The 14048-nt window shown below is 51.0% G+C and carries 13 protein-coding genes; 12 read left to right on the top strand and 1 reads right to left on the bottom strand.

Features of this window, described 5'->3' with window-relative positions; translation table 11 throughout:
- Nucleotide 1: 1 nt before the first annotated feature.
- The 6 genes from ABEA66_RS06200 (at nucleotide 2) to ABEA66_RS06175 (ending at nucleotide 7174) form a co-directional block, all read left to right on the top strand.
- On the top strand, nucleotides 2-1021 hold the full coding sequence (locus ABEA66_RS06200; protein ID WP_345586918.1) for an NAD-dependent epimerase/dehydratase family protein: 1020 nt from the start codon (nucleotides 2-4) through the stop codon (nucleotides 1019-1021).
- 176 nt (nucleotides 1022-1197) lie between these two features.
- The gene (locus ABEA66_RS06195) at nucleotides 1198-1491 is read left to right on the top strand and encodes a DUF3817 domain-containing protein (protein WP_345586917.1); all 294 of its coding nucleotides are present in this window, start codon (nucleotides 1198-1200) and stop codon (nucleotides 1489-1491) included.
- Between the two features lie 202 nt (nucleotides 1492-1693).
- Complete coding sequence (locus ABEA66_RS06190) at nucleotides 1694-4009, top strand: glycoside hydrolase family 95 protein (protein ID WP_345586916.1); 2316 nt, start codon at nucleotides 1694-1696, stop codon at nucleotides 4007-4009.
- A 164-nt stretch (nucleotides 4010-4173) separates the two neighbouring features.
- Nucleotides 4174-4476: a hypothetical protein gene (locus ABEA66_RS06185; RefSeq protein ID WP_079908313.1), complete on the top strand. Its 303-nt coding sequence runs from the start codon at nucleotides 4174-4176 to the stop codon at nucleotides 4474-4476.
- Nucleotides 4477-4592: 116 nt separating this feature from the next.
- On the top strand, nucleotides 4593-4973 hold the full coding sequence (locus ABEA66_RS06180) for a DUF423 domain-containing protein (RefSeq protein ID WP_079908314.1): 381 nt from the start codon (nucleotides 4593-4595) through the stop codon (nucleotides 4971-4973).
- Nucleotides 4974-5242: 269 nt separating this feature from the next.
- A complete protein-coding gene (locus ABEA66_RS06175; protein WP_345586915.1) occupies nucleotides 5243-7174 on the top strand; it encodes an EAL domain-containing protein in 1932 nt (643 codons plus the stop codon).
- Nucleotides 7175-7300: 126 nt separating this feature from the next.
- Here ABEA66_RS06175 and ABEA66_RS06170 read toward each other — a convergent pair whose 3' ends face one another.
- Nucleotides 7301-7804, bottom strand: coding sequence for a hypothetical protein (locus ABEA66_RS06170; protein ID WP_345586914.1), 504 nt, complete (start codon nucleotides 7802-7804; stop codon nucleotides 7301-7303).
- Nucleotides 7805-7987: 183 nt separating this feature from the next.
- On the opposite strand from ABEA66_RS06170, the gene ABEA66_RS06165 reads away from it, so the two are divergent.
- The 6 genes from ABEA66_RS06165 to ABEA66_RS06140 all read left to right on the top strand — a co-directional run bounded on the left by ABEA66_RS06165 (nucleotide 7988) and on the right by ABEA66_RS06140 (nucleotide 14007).
- The gene (locus ABEA66_RS06165) at nucleotides 7988-8290 is read left to right on the top strand and encodes a YunC family protein (RefSeq protein WP_079908317.1); all 303 of its coding nucleotides are present in this window, start codon (nucleotides 7988-7990) and stop codon (nucleotides 8288-8290) included.
- Between the two features lie 167 nt (nucleotides 8291-8457).
- Nucleotides 8458-8982: a hypothetical protein gene (locus ABEA66_RS06160; RefSeq protein ID WP_345586913.1), complete on the top strand. Its 525-nt coding sequence runs from the start codon at nucleotides 8458-8460 to the stop codon at nucleotides 8980-8982.
- A gap of 252 nt (nucleotides 8983-9234) precedes the next feature.
- The gene (locus ABEA66_RS06155) at nucleotides 9235-10857 is read left to right on the top strand and encodes a LytS/YhcK type 5TM receptor domain-containing protein (RefSeq protein ID WP_345586912.1); all 1623 of its coding nucleotides are present in this window, start codon (nucleotides 9235-9237) and stop codon (nucleotides 10855-10857) included.
- The gene (locus ABEA66_RS06150; protein WP_345586911.1) at nucleotides 10842-11591 is read left to right on the top strand and encodes a LytR/AlgR family response regulator transcription factor; all 750 of its coding nucleotides are present in this window, start codon (nucleotides 10842-10844) and stop codon (nucleotides 11589-11591) included. Before ABEA66_RS06155 ends, ABEA66_RS06150 begins: the two co-directional genes overlap by 16 nt.
- A gap of 132 nt (nucleotides 11592-11723) precedes the next feature.
- Entirely contained in the window at nucleotides 11724-13811 is a 2088-nt protein-coding gene (locus tag ABEA66_RS06145; RefSeq protein ID WP_345586910.1) for a carbon starvation CstA family protein, read from the top strand.
- Nucleotides 13804-14007 carry a YbdD/YjiX family protein gene (locus ABEA66_RS06140; protein ID WP_079908322.1) on the top strand — a complete coding sequence of 68 codons (204 nt, stop codon included), beginning with the start codon at nucleotides 13804-13806 and terminating at the stop codon, nucleotides 14005-14007. The genes ABEA66_RS06145 and ABEA66_RS06140 overlap by 8 nt, the downstream gene beginning before the upstream one ends.
- Nucleotides 14008-14048 lie beyond the last annotated feature (41 nt).

Genomic DNA, 14048 nt, shown 5'->3' with positions numbered 1-14048 from the left:
CATGATGAAAGTATTGGTTCTTGGCGGAACAGGTGTAATCAGCCGTTCGGTGGTCGAACAAGCTCTGGCTCAGGGTCATGAGGTGACCGTCTTTAACCGGGGCAGCAAAAATCATTTGTTCGCAAATGACGTACGCGTCCTCATTGGCGATAAGTCCAACCGGGAGCAGTTCCGTGAACAGATGAAGGATCAGGAGTTCGATGCGGTCATCGATATGATTTCGTTCGACGCGGCGGATGCGGAATGTACGCTGGAAGCCTTCAAGGGAAGAGCGGGACAGTTTATCGTTTGCTCCAGCACAGCCGCTTATAAGAGACCGTTCCGCACCATTCCGACCGTGGAGGATGCGGAGGAGCTGTTCGATGATCCGGCCTTTCCTTACGCTTTCCATAAAGCCGAGATGGAGCGCTGCTTGCGCAAGGTAATCGAACGCGGAGAAGCTGCGGTGACGATGATTCGTCCTTCCTTAACCTATGGGATAGGATGTGCCAATCTTGGCGTCCTAAGGCAAAATGTCAATATAGTGCACCGTATTCGTGCCGGCAAGCCGCTGGTGATGTTCGGGGACGGGACCGTTCCATGGAGCTTCAGCTTTGCTCCGGACGTGGCCAAAGCGTTCGTCGGAGCCGTAGGCAACAAGCAGATGATCGGCCAAACATATCACGCAACGAGCGAGGAAGTGCATATCTGGCAGGATCTATATCTGGAAATGGGCAAGCTCCTGGGCATAGAGCCGCATATCGTTCATCTAAGCTCCGATCTCCTTGTGGAGGCGAATCCGTCTTTATTCAGTCACTTGTATTATGAGAAAAGCTACTCCGGCTTGTTCGACAACAGCAAGCTGAAACGAGATCTGCCCGGCTTTCTGGCGGAAATCTCTCTATCCGCAGGCCTATCCATGCTGCTAGATTGGTATGAGCGGGAAGGGCATCAAGCCGATCAGGAGAAGGATCTTCTGGAAGACCGGCTAGCCGGGGCCCATGCGGATTTCTGCAAGCAGCTAAAGGATATGAAGCTCTAGCTTGAGATGACAAAGAAGCCGATGATGCGTTGGTGCAGCTATGGTGCGCACCGCCTGTCCTCGGCTTCTTCAAAAATGACTATATTATGACAAATGCCGATTTTCATAGGAAGCCGGCATTTTTTTATATATAATGTCATTGATACTGAATAATGCTAGGACAGGAAGGTGTCTCCATGCTGAAAACTCCCATTGGGCGGTTGCGCGCCGTCGGCATTTATGAGGGAATTTCATTTTTGGTGCTTCTCATCATTGCCATGCCTTTGAAATATTATGCAAACTTTCCGCAAGCCGTCAAAGTTGTCGGGATGCTTCACGGGGTTTTATTCGTTCTGTATTTGTTAGCTCTTGCTCATGTGACGTTTGCACATCGTTGGAACATTTTGAAAGTGCTTGGAGCCATTATTGCATCGCTGCTTCCGTTCGGAACCTTCGTGATGGAGGCCCGATTGCGTAAAATCTACGGATAGGTGTAACGGAATAGAAGGACAGAAAAACTGGCGTATTCGCGCCGGTTTTTTTTATTTACAGAACAAAAATCTTAGGTTTATGCAAATACATATGAGCATTCTACATGTTAATGCAACATTTCTTTTTTTATAATAGAAAGGATGCACTTACTAGGATCAGCTAAGCTCTAATAGCTTTCAGTAAAGGAAGGAGTCTCACAATATGACCCGTTTAGTCCAAGACACGGATTCGCTCCGTTCAACGTTATGGTATCAGCAGCCGGCAAGCAAGTGGCAGGAGGCCCTCCCGATAGGCAACGGACGTTTGGGCGGAATGATATTCGGAACGGTAGCCCAGGAAAAAATTCAATTAAATGAAGATACCGTATGGTACGGCGGCCCTAAAAAGGCGAACAGCCAGGACGCGATTCACCATGTGGACGAGATTCGCCGTCTATTATTCGAAGGCAAGCAGCAGGAAGCGGAGCATTTAAGCCGGATGGCGCTTATGTCAGCTCCGAAGTATCTGCACCCGTACCATCCTTTGGGGGATCTGTTCTTCTATTTCCTGAATCACGATAAAAAGACGGAGGCGTACCATCGGGAGCTGGACCTGGAAACGGCGACCGCCAGCGTCCGTTATCAGATAGACGGCTATGAATATTCGAGGGAATATTTCAGCAGCGCAGCAGATCATGTTATGGCCATCAGGCTCAAGACGAATAAGCCGGGCGGGCTTACGTTCGGCGTTCACTTTATGCGCCGTCCATTCGATGGCGGCAGCAAATGCATCAGCTCCGATACGATCATGATGGTCGGCGAATGCGGCAGGGACGGCGTGCAATTCCGCGCCGGACTTAAGGCTATCGTAAGCGGCGGGTCCGTCCGCACCGTCGGAGATTTTCTCTCCGTGACCGAAGCGGACGAGGTGACGCTGCTGCTGGCGGCTAACACGACGTTCCGGTACGATGATCCGGAGAAGGCGTGTCTCGAGCAGCTGGAGCTTGCATCGGGTAAATCCTACGAGCAGCTGAAGCAGGCTCATATTGCCGACTATTCGGAGAAGTTCGGCCGTGTCCGTCTGGAGCTTGGGTCGTCCGACGCTGCTTCCAAGCTGAAGCTTCCTACCGATGTTCGTCTGAAGCAGGTGCAGGAGGGGCAGGACGATCTGGAGCTGGTCCGGCTATTCTTCGACTTCGGACGTTACTTGCTCTTATCATGCTCGCGCCCGGGCAGTATTGCCGCCAACCTGCAGGGGATTTGGAACGACAGCTACACCCCGCCGTGGGAATCGAAATTTACGATTAACATTAATACCGAGATGAACTATTGGCCTGTGGAGCTGTGCAACCTGGCGGAATGTCATGAGCCGCTGTTCGATCTGATCGAAACGATGCTGCCGAACGGCCGTGTGACGGCACGTGAGGTCTATGGCTGCAGCGGGTTCGTCGCTCACCATAATACGAATATTTGGGGCGACACGCATGTCGAAGGGATTCTGGTATCCTCCTCGATATGGCCGATGGGTGCCGCATGGCTCTCGCTTCATCTATGGGAACATTACCGCTTCGGCCTCGATACAAGCTTCTTGGCCGACCGCGCGTATCCGATTATGAAGGAAGCCGCTCAATTTTTGCTGGACTATATGACGGAGGATTCGAAAGGACGGCTGGTAACAGGGCCATCCATGTCGCCGGAGAACAAGTTCATTTTGCCGGACGGAACGACAGGCAACTTATGCATGGGGCCTGCCATGGACATGCAGATCGTGTATACGCTGTTTACGGCCTGCACGGAAGCGGCCGGCATTCTTGGCTGTGACGACGAATTTTGCCGGAAGCTGAATTCGGCGCTCGAACGCATTCCAATGCCGACAATCGGCAAATACGGTCAGGTGATGGAGTGGCTCGAGGATTACGAAGAATTCGACCCGGGCCACCGCCACATCTCCCAGCTGTTTGCGCTCCATCCGGGCGAGATGATTCATGCCCGCCGTACGCCTGAGCTTGCGCTTGCAGCCAAGCGTACGCTGGAGCGGAGGCTCTCCCACGGGGGAGGCCATACCGGCTGGAGCCGTGCATGGATTATTAATTTCTGGGCAAGACTCGGGGAAGGCGATACGGCTTACGAGAACGTAAAGGCGCTGCTGGCCAAATCAACCTATCCGAACCTGTTCGACGCGCATCCGCCGTTTCAAATTGACGGGAATTTCGGCGGTACGGCCGGCATCGTAGAAATGCTGCTTCAATCCCACAGCGGGGAGCTCTCCTTGCTTCCGGCATTGCCGAAAGCTTGGCAGGAGGGCACGATTACGGGAATTCGCGCCAGAGGCGGCGTTGAAGTGGATCTGGAGTGGAAGCAGGGAGCTTTATCCAAAGCCGTGCTTCGTCCCAGCCGCAGCGGGATTATCGCCGTCTATTATGCCTCGCCGTTACAAGCTTATTGCGAAGGCAAGCCGGTCTCCGCATCCTACGAGGAAGAGCTTCTGAAGCTGCCGGTAGAAGCAGGTGCCTCCTACGTGCTTACACCTGGCGTATAATCTGTTACTTCCGACCTGCCGAGTCCTGATGGGGCTCGGCATTTTTTTGTCCCCGTAGACATAAAGTCATGAACATAATCTGAACATTGGAAAGGAAAGGCAGGAGTTTTGGCGGATTGCGTCGAAATGGAGTGCATGCAGGATAAACAAAGGGAGGCATATGTATGCAATATTCTATTTTCCAATCGGTCAAAATTGTGGATATGAATGACGAGATTATGTCGGAGGTCCTGTTCCACCATGGGGAGCACGAGCTGGTTGCCTTGTCTGTGGGCTCTTCGGTCATTACGCATCAATTGGGGCTCCGCCAGTTCGAGGTCGTGTATGACAAGCGGGAAGGGAAGCAGCAAAAGGTTAGTATCGTCAATATCGAGACGGATTTAATGGTAAGCCCTGCGGTTACCCGTGTCTATTTGGAGCCGGTAACGCTTATTATCGGTCAGCATGACGTTGGCCAGATTTTCTAATTTCAGCTCCTAGGGGCTGAGCAGCCACCGGTCTCATTGGCAACAGGATCGGAAATCGGATATGATGGTATGTGCAAGAGGATCGTGATGGAATTGCCATATCGGAGGTAGATAACATGAATACACGCTTTGTGGTGACCGGCGGCATTTGTGCGTTTTTGTCGGTGGCATTAGGAGCTTTCGGTGCCCACGCCCTCAAGACGAAAATCCCGGCGGACATGCTGGCGGTGTATGAAACCGGCGTACAGTATCAAATGATGCATTCGCTTGGGCTCATCGCCATAGGTCTCATCGCAGCCATGCTGCCAAATAACAAGCATCTGGCCAGAGCGGGATGGTCGATGCTGATCGGTATCGTGCTGTTCTCCGGCAGCCTGTATGTGCTCGCCGTTACGCAAATCAAGCCGCTGGGTGCGATCACCCCGTTCGGCGGTGTCGCCTTTCTGTTCGGCTGGCTGTCCTTGGTGCTGGCCGCGCTGCAATATAAGAAGCAATAGGGAAGCAGGAGAAGAACTCTGGCCGAATGAGGCCGGAGTTTTTTGCGCTCTCCCAAGGGAATTTCAGATACGGTTTGAAAATAGTTCCAAAGAACTAGATGAAAGAGAATGTATAAATGATTGAGATGTAAATAAGGCTTATTGACGATAAAATCGTCATAATATGGCGAAATACGCACTTATTATCATTTTGAGGCAGGAAAATCATACCTGTATGTAGAATTAAGCAGTGAATCTCATTGTCGAAAAATCCGCGCAAAGGAGGGGCAATGATGTGGAAAAGGACAGGCTTTTTAACGGTTATGAATAACAAAGGGCCGCTTCTGCTGGTTGGCTTGCAACTAGTGTTGTCGGCCAGTGCGGCATGGTGGGTCGATCGTCCTATGGAATGGGGATTGCTTGCTCTTGGTAACCTGTTAGTCGTCCTGGTGCTTTATCGCATTGCTCGGCTAAGGTTCGCACAGGCTTGCAGCGTGGAAACCGGCGCAACCATGAAGATTAATGAAAAAGTATTTGAATCGTTATTCGAGAATAATCCGAATGTAGTCTGCTTGATGGACAAGGAAGGAACCATCGTTAAAGTCAACGGGAACACGGAGCAGCTTCTCGGTTATACGAAGCAGACGATGGAAGGAGGCCCCTTGTGGCCGTTTCTTTCAGAGGAAAGCTTGAGTAAGACAAGGAGTGCGCTAGATCAAGTTCGCCGCGGGGTGCCGCAGACGTTCCGGACGGGCATGCTTCATAAGGACGGTTACCGCCTCGATTTGGAAACGACCGCAGCGCCGGTCAAGGAAGGCGATATGTTAAGCGGAATCATCGTGATCGGCCAAGACATTACGGTGACCAAGCGAACGGAAGAGCGTATTCGCCACATGGCTTATTATGATGATATGACAGGGCTGCCTAATCGAAGAATGTTCCATTCCCAGCTGAATGAGGCTATTGACTCGGCTATGCAGCACCGGCACTTGCTGGCTGTTTTATATGTTGATATAGACCGGTTCAAAATTGTTAATGACTGCTTCGGCCATGATTATGGTGACATGCTGCTGCTGCAATTGGCTGAGCGTTTTTCCCGATGCATTTCGGAGAATGATTACCTGGCAAGGACGGAAGGCGATGAATTTGCCTTTATGTTTACGGATCTGAGGCATCCGGATGAGGTCCATCCGATAGCCATGCGCATATTTGAGATGCTTGTGGAGCCGTTCCTGTTGGAGGAGCATCAGGTGCATGTGACGGCCAGTATCGGAGCCGCCGTGTTATCCGATGAGGAGAAGGACGCTGACTCTCTTACCAAATGCGCGGATATTGCATTAACCCGGGCTAAGGATAAGGGGAAAAACAATATTCAAGTGTTCCATTCGGCTATGAAGGCCGTTTCCTTGCAAAGGCTGACTCTTGAAAGTGAATTAAGAAAAGCGCTAAACCAAAACGAATTCGAATTGAAATACCAGCCGCAGATGGATATCAAAACGGGAGCTATCGTAGGCTTCGAAGCGTTGATCCGGTGGAATCATCCGGAGAAGGGAGTTATCCCTCCTATGGACTTCATCCCTTTTACGGAGGAAAGCGGGATGATTATCCCGATAGGAGAGTGGGTGCTGCAGGAAGCGTGCAGGCAAAACAAGATGTGGCAAAAGCAGGGGCTCGCTCATATTCCCGTCTCCGTTAATCTTTCGACGCGCCAGTTTCTTCAGCATAACCTCCGCGATAAAGTGGCTGAGGTGCTCAGCAATACGGGGCTTGATCCTTCGTACCTTGAGCTGGAAATTACCGAAAGCAGCACGATGGACGTGGACTATGCGACGGGCTTGCTGCTGGAGCTCAAGTCTCTCGGCGTCAAGATCAGTATTGATGATTTCGGGACCGGCTACAGCTCGTTGTCCTATTTGAAACGGTTTCCGATCGATAAGCTGAAGATCGACCAGTCTTTCGTTCGGGACATTATGACAGATCCGAACGATGCCGCTATTGTGGCATCCATTATCTCGATGACGCGGCATATGAATCTCAAGGTTATTGCCGAGGGAGTCGAAACGGAGGAGCAGCTCGGCTTCCTTCATCATAACCATTGCAATGAAATTCAAGGGTACTGGTTCAGCCCTCCCTTGAGCGCGGACCAGGCAGAGGCTTTGCTGCTTGATCTGCATGAGCCTCAGTCTGCGGCTGCGTCGACCGCCAGCCGGATTAACGAATAAGCGAGCTTTTGGGTTTCCCCTAAAGCTCGCTTTTTGTTCACGTTAACATCACAATCAAAGATGGGGGAGGAGAATGGCTTAAAGCCGACTAAACCCCGGATTGAAACGCTTTCTCAATTGTCCATATTAGGTGATGGAGAAATCGTCAATTTCATTAATTTTAAACAAATAGACTTGTTTTTCATCGACATGATAGACCGAAACATTTTCAGTTGGCGGGTCGAAATTCAGGATACGACAGGGAATGTTGAGCTTGACTCCCTTTCCCTTAACGACACTAAGTCTAACCAGAGAATTGTTTTGCTTAAATTGCTGGAGTTGATCCCAGATCGCTTGATGCGGATCCGCCTTCGGAGGAACATTCGGTTCCTTGGGTTTGGCAGGCGATGGCTTCGGCTCCTTGGCGGGCTCAACCGGCTTTTCCTTAGGTTGACTGTTCGCTTCCCGCAGGGCTTGTTCAATAATCTTACCTAATTCAACCCCTTCTTTAATTTGGTAATCCTCGATGTCATCTCCATTTAGCAAGTGAAGCAGCCTCTCCAGAGCACGCCCATTAGTCTCGTCTTCGATGAGAATGTCTACATTAAAAAGGAATCTGCGTTTGCCGATTCGGTTTTGATCGGACTTCATGGATGCCCCTCCTTTAGACCTATAACAAACTAACTATACCATTTTTTGAGCATCGAAAGTAGACAAAATTTCAGTGTAAGCATATTTTGTTGAAATATTGGATAATCGCTCCATTTGACTCACAAGCGGGCGGGCACTCACATACAATAACCTACAGTGCTGAATGAGAAGGAGTTGCTGACGATGATGCGCATGGAACCCGTTTCACTAGACGGCTTCACCGCTCTGGCCATTGAGGTTAAGCTCCCCAAGACCACCTTGCTGGCGGTTACTACGGATAAGGGCTACATTATGTGCGGAGCCTTGGACGTCGGGCTGCTGAACGAGCGGCTGAAAGACCGGCGTATTATAGCCGGAAGGGCGACTGGAGTACGGACCATCGAGGAGCTGCTGAACGCCCCTCTGGAATCGGTAACCTACGAAGCGGAGGAGCTGGGAATCGTTCCGGGTATGATTGGCCGGGATGCGGTTCTGAGAATGAGATAATGCATATTCAGGTAGTAACACAGCTATAGAGCAGCCTGCAGAATTCGTTCTGCAGGTTTTTTAGTACGGTTTTACTTCCCTGTTGCACTGTTCTGCCCGAAGGAAATCATTTTTCTATGTCGAATGATAGAGTAGGTTGCTATCCCTCAAAAAAAGAAGGTGTCCGCATGAGCGAATTTAGCGAAAGCTATCATTTGAAAACGGCTGATAGAGATGAAGTGGTCAGGCTGCTCAATCAAACGGGTAAAAAAGGATATGTATTTGAAGAGACCAACGGCTGGGTTACGTTTGTGATTGACGGAGAGCCCTTTCAGGCGGATGAAGCGATTGTTTCCTATAACCCTGGCCTTTTGGTCCATTATATTTATGCGGAAGATCATGGCTGGGAACTGAAAATATTCAAAAAAGCAGAGCTTGTGTTTGATTACCAATGCGATTGGACGGATGAAATCGAAGTGAAGAGAAATCTTTACGATATTCGCGTCATCAAAGAATTGGTTATGGATCAAGAAACATCATTGGAGGATTTGGAATCCATATTTATTAACGAGCATGAAGATGCTATTTTCGGCGACATTCCTCCTGCGCATCAATTCGCTTCCTTGATTGGATTAGTTCATGTCGATTGGATCTCTTTTGACTCCATGGAGTGGCGTCATGCTAACGAGGAGGATATCGTAGTCGTAAAGTAAAGCGACTTTTAGAAGCACAGGACGGCAGCCGTACCCGATGGGGCGGCTTTTTTTGTTGACCATAGAGATACATCAATTCGGGGCTGCCCACCAACACGGGAGTATACCAGCAATAGTTCAAGCTCTATAGCCTTCTCAATAGACTTGCCCTGCTTTGTGGGGGCCATATCGTTGTTGAAACAGCTAGTTTAAGCGGAGCGGGAACGATGTATAATAGGAGGGCAGTCTACATATCCAATAAGGAGCTAGCTTATGTTTCACTTACTGGTCGATATGCTCGAACGCGTCGGATTTCTTATTGCGACCGCTTTCGTCTTTTCGCGGAGCAAATGGATGAGAAGCTACATGAGCTATCAAGGCGATAAACGCAATCATTGGCGCTTTCTTGTTTTTTTCAGCTTATATTCCATTCTCGGCACCTATTCGGGAGTGGAGGTCTCCCAATATGCTTATCAACCGGCGCCTTGGATAGAAAGTGTCGCCCCGTCGGCGGCTATAGCCAATTCTCGTACGGTTGGCGTTATGATCGCCGGGCTGCTTGGAGGCGTCAAAAGCGGCGTGATCGTCGGAGCCGTTGCCGGTCTGCACCGCTTTTCCTTGGGAGGCTTTGTGGCGGTAGCCTGCGGCTTGGCTCCTATCCTGCAAGGCTTGCTAGGCGGCTTGTGCCGGAATGCCTTAAAAAGAAGATTCCGCAATATGTCTTCGGTGGCATTGGCGTTTATCGTCGGGCTGGTGGGAGAATTGCTTCAAATGGCGCTGATCCTGCTGCTTTCCAGGCCTTGGGACGAGGCTTTGGGGCTGGTTCTGCTGATCGGTATCCCGCAAACGATAGCCAACAGTACGGGAGTGGCGATGTTTTTCATGGTGCACAACACCATAGAAAGCGAAGAGGACCGGATCGGTAACGAGCATGCACGAAAGGCGCTGCATATCGCCGATATGACGATGCCGCTGTGGAAATTGGATATGGATAAGGCCATTCAGGCCATTACCGTTATTCTTCACGAGGAAACGCTGGCGGTGGGCGCTTTTTTCTACAAAAACGGAAAAGAGCAGGTGATGGAAGGCCGAAGAACGCCTTATTGGATCGACCTGCCTATCGAGTCGCAGAGGAACAAGCCTATCGGGTTCTTTCGCTTGTTTTATCCGAGACAGCAGGACGATAGCCCTTCCCGCCGCAGAATGCTGAAATCGTTGGCACAGCTGCTATCTCAGCAATATACGTTCGTGGAGGCGGAACGCCATTCCCAGCTGCTGGCGGATGCTGAGATTCGATCCTTGCAGGCTCAAATGAGCCCTCATTTTCTGTTCAATGTATTGAACACGGTCAAGTCGTATATCCGCACCAGGCCGGACGATGCAAGGCAGCTGGTCATGCATCTGTCCAAATGGATGAGAAACAACATGAATAACAGCAGCAAAACGCTGGTTCCGATTCGCGATGAGCTGGAGATGGTAACCGCTTATTTGACGTTGACCAAAGCGAGGCTGGGCGACCGGCTGCATTTTGTGACGGATATAGACGAGCAGGTGCAGGATGAGCTGATTCCCCCATTTTCTATACAGCCGCTGGTTGAGAACGCTCTTGTACACGGACTCAAGCATTCAAGCAGGCCCGGTATCGTTAAGCTGTCCATCAAGAACGTGACGGAAGGAGACGAGCCCGGGATTCTCGTTACGGTAGAGGATAATGGAATCGGCATGCAGTCCGGTCCACAGCAGGGGGAGGAGCATGCAGGAATAGCGCTCAGCAATATTGAACAGCGGCTTCGGTATCATTACGGGATGGAGCATGCGCTGGACATTAAAAGCAAGCCCAATGAAGGAACGAAAATCAGCTTCAAGGTGAGGAGACAACCATGGGATGGACAATAGTCATTGCCGATGATGAAGCGCCGGCCCGAGAGGAATTAGCCTACCTGATCGAACAAGTGGACGATGTGGATCGCGTGATTCAAGCGGCCGGGGGCATGGATGCGATCAAGAAGGTGAAGGAATTCTTGCCGGATGTACTGTTTCTGGATATGGAAATGCCGGATTTGAACGGGCTTCAAGTGGCCCAGGTCATTGCGGAGCTGAACCCGCAGGTCAAGATCGTGTTCTCGACCGCTTACGATCAATATGCCGTCGAAGCGTTCCGGCTGCGCGCGTTTCATTATATTTTGAAGCCCTATGACGATAGGGATGTCTTTAGTGTATTCAAGGAGCTGCGCCGGGCGGAGCAGGGACCAAGGGTCAAAGCACCGGCGGAAACGGCTCGGCACGTGCAGCCGGCAAGCGTCAAGCTTGCTCTTGAGGTAGAGGGAGGAATCAAGTATGTTTCGCCGAAGGACATCGTATATATAAGCAAGGAAGGCAAGCATGTCCAGGTGCATACGAGAGATCATGCTTATGATGCCGCTTATACGCTTCAGGATTTGGAGGAGAAGCTGCTCCCTTACGGCTTTTTCCGCTGTCACAAAAGCTATCTGATCCATATGGAAGCGATAGCGGAGTTGAAATCCTGGGTTAATGGAGCCTACAACGTCATGATGAATGACTCCCGCCAAAGCATGGTTCCCGTCAGCCGCAACTATGTAAAGGACCTGCGTTTGAAGCTGGAAATTTAACATCTTGAGCATGATTTTGAACATGATGCGTCATAACGGTATTCACGGAAAATAAATCGAGCTATACTACATGCAAGCGTTATCATACGCATCATGTTCAAATTTTTTGTTCGATTATGGAGGGGTATCCTTATGGCTAAAGGCATAAAATCCATCGTGGTATGGGGGCTTATTTCTATACTGGGGGCTTTCGGCTTTGCCGCGCTGGCTTTGAACAGGGGAGAATCGATCAATGCCATTTGGCTCGTGGTGGCGGCGGTTGCTTTTTATGCGGTGGCCTATCGCTTCTACAGCAAATTTCTTGCTAATAAAGTGTTCGGATTGGACGATAACCGAAAAACGCCTGCCGAGATCAAAAATGACGGCAAGGACTATGTGCCGACGAATAAGTGGGTTCTGTTCGGCCATCATTTTGCGGCAATAGCCGGAGCGGGGCCGCTTGTCGGGCCGGTATTGGCAGCCCAGATGGGATATTTGCCCGGAACGCTGTGGATTATTATCGGGGTTATATTGGGCGGAGCCGTTCAGGATTTTGTCATCCTGTTCGCTTCCACACGGCGTAACGGGAAGTCGCTCGGCGAAATGATCAAGGACGAGCTCGGCTCTGTAACCGGTATCATCGCTATGATCGGGATTCTTGGCATCATGGTCATTCTGCTGGCCGTTCTTGCGCTCGTCGTTGTTAAAGCATTGATCGGAAGTCCGTGGGGCATGTTTACTATTGCAGCGACGATTCCGATTGCCATACTCATGGGATTGTACATGCGCTTTATTCGTCCGGGACGCGTATTGGAGGCTTCCATCATGGGAGTAATTCTCCTCCTGGCGTCGCTTATTGCAGGGAAATACGTAGCTGAGAGCCCGGCGTTATCCGCCATGTTCAGCTTCAGCGGCGAGACGATCGCCCTGATGATGATTGCTTACGGCTTTATCGCGTCCGCCATTCCGGTATGGCTGCTTCTAGCGCCGCGCGACTACTTGAGCACGTTCTTGAAGATCGGCACGATTGCGGGCCTTGCGCTTGGTATTCTTGTCGTTATGCCCGATCTTGCGATGCCGGCGACGACGAAATTTTTGGATGGAACCGGGCCTGTATTCGCTGGCAACCTGTTCCCGTTTCTGTTTATTACGATTGCTTGCGGCGCCGTCTCCGGTTTCCATGCGCTGGTTTCCTCCGGAACGACACCGAAGATGCTGGAGCGCGAATCCCATGCCCGTCCGATCGGTTATGGCGCTATGCTGATGGAATCCTTCGTAGCGATTATGGCGTTGATTGCCGCTTGCGTCATTACGCCAGGCACCTATTTTGCCATTAACAGCCCGGCTGCAGCTATCGGAACCGACGCGGTGAAGGCAGCGGCAACAATCAGCTCCTGGGGCTTCACGATTACACCTGACGATTTGACCACCATGGCCAAGGATGTCGGCGAAAGCACCATTATTTCCCGTACAGGCGGCGCTCCTACGTTCGCTATCGGGATGGCCCACATCCTATCCAATGTCATTGGCGGTAAAGCCTTGATGGCTTTTTGGTATCACTTTGCCATTCTGTTCGAAGCGTTGTTCATCCTGACGACGATCGATGCGGGAACCCGGGTCGGCCGGTTCATGATCCAGGAAATTCTCGGCAGCGTCGTTAAACCTCTCGGCAATACAGAGTCGATGGCCGGCAATGTCGTGGCGACCGCCATCTGTGTCGCAGGCTGGGGGTACTTCCTGTATCAAGGAGTTATCGATCCGCTCGGAGGCATCAACTCCTTATGGGCATTGTTCGGAATCGCCAACCAAATGCTCGCCGGTATGGCGCTTCTGCTCGGCACGACGATCTTGTTCAAAATGGGGAAAAAGAAATATGCATGGGTTACGATGCTGCCGACGGCCTGGCTGCTAATCGTTACTTTAAGTGCAGGCTGGCAGAAGCTGTTTCATAAGGCGACCAATATCGGCTTCCTGTCGCACGCCCGGCTTTACAAGGATGCATTGAACAGCGGCAAGCTGCTGGCGCCAGCCAAAAATCCGGCGCAAATGCAGCAGATCATTACAAGCGACTATTTGGACGCCATTCTGTGCGGCTTGTTCATGCTTATCGTTATCGCCGTCCTGATCTCCTCCATCCGGGTGTGGTTCCGGGTGCTGAACCATAAGCCGGCTCCGTTGGTGGAAGCGCCGTATGTGGAGCGGGGCGGTCAATCCGGCGGGGAGGTGCCTAAATATGTTTGAGGCCGTGAAGGAAGTGCTGAAATACCGGAATCAGTTTCTCGATCTGCTGGTAGGGATGCCTAATTATGAGCGATATGTTGAGCATATGCAGGAATGCCATCCGGACGAACCGGTACAAACGAGGGAGCAATTTTTCCGCGAAGCGCAGGAAGCGCGCTACAATGCCAAAGGCGGCAAGGTATCCCGCTGCTGCTAGGAATACTTTTTGAACTAATAACAATACCCGCAGCCTTCTGA

It is taken from the genome of Paenibacillus vulneris (assembly GCF_039543185.1).
Classification (GTDB): domain Bacteria; phylum Bacillota; class Bacilli; order Paenibacillales; family NBRC-103111; genus Paenibacillus_S; species Paenibacillus_S vulneris.
This window is presented reverse-complemented; position numbering and strand designations above follow the sequence as displayed.

What these genes read in the sequence shown, in the direction of transcription:
- ABEA66_RS06200 (WP_345586918.1), top strand. Translation starts at nt 2, where the DNA reads ATGATGAAAGTATTGGTTCTTGGCGGAACAGGTGTAATCAGCCGTTCG.
- ABEA66_RS06195 (WP_345586917.1), top strand. Translation starts at nt 1,198, where the DNA reads ATGCTGAAAACTCCCATTGGGCGGTTGCGCGCCGTCGGCATTTATGAG.
- ABEA66_RS06190 (WP_345586916.1), top strand. Translation starts at nt 1,694, where the DNA reads ATGACCCGTTTAGTCCAAGACACGGATTCGCTCCGTTCAACGTTATGG.
- ABEA66_RS06185 (WP_079908313.1), top strand. Translation starts at nt 4,174, where the DNA reads ATGCAATATTCTATTTTCCAATCGGTCAAAATTGTGGATATGAATGAC.
- ABEA66_RS06180 (WP_079908314.1), top strand. Translation starts at nt 4,593, where the DNA reads ATGAATACACGCTTTGTGGTGACCGGCGGCATTTGTGCGTTTTTGTCG.
- ABEA66_RS06175 (WP_345586915.1), top strand. Translation starts at nt 5,243, where the DNA reads ATGATGTGGAAAAGGACAGGCTTTTTAACGGTTATGAATAACAAAGGG.
- ABEA66_RS06170 (WP_345586914.1), bottom strand. Translation starts at nt 7,804, where the DNA reads ATGAAGTCCGATCAAAACCGAATCGGCAAACGCAGATTCCTTTTTAAT.
- ABEA66_RS06165 (WP_079908317.1), top strand. Translation starts at nt 7,988, where the DNA reads ATGATGCGCATGGAACCCGTTTCACTAGACGGCTTCACCGCTCTGGCC.
- ABEA66_RS06160 (WP_345586913.1), top strand. Translation starts at nt 8,458, where the DNA reads ATGAGCGAATTTAGCGAAAGCTATCATTTGAAAACGGCTGATAGAGAT.
- ABEA66_RS06155 (WP_345586912.1), top strand. Translation starts at nt 9,235, where the DNA reads ATGTTTCACTTACTGGTCGATATGCTCGAACGCGTCGGATTTCTTATT.
- ABEA66_RS06150 (WP_345586911.1), top strand. Translation starts at nt 10,842, where the DNA reads ATGGGATGGACAATAGTCATTGCCGATGATGAAGCGCCGGCCCGAGAG.
- ABEA66_RS06145 (WP_345586910.1), top strand. Translation starts at nt 11,724, where the DNA reads ATGGCTAAAGGCATAAAATCCATCGTGGTATGGGGGCTTATTTCTATA.
- ABEA66_RS06140 (WP_079908322.1), top strand. Translation starts at nt 13,804, where the DNA reads ATGTTTGAGGCCGTGAAGGAAGTGCTGAAATACCGGAATCAGTTTCTC.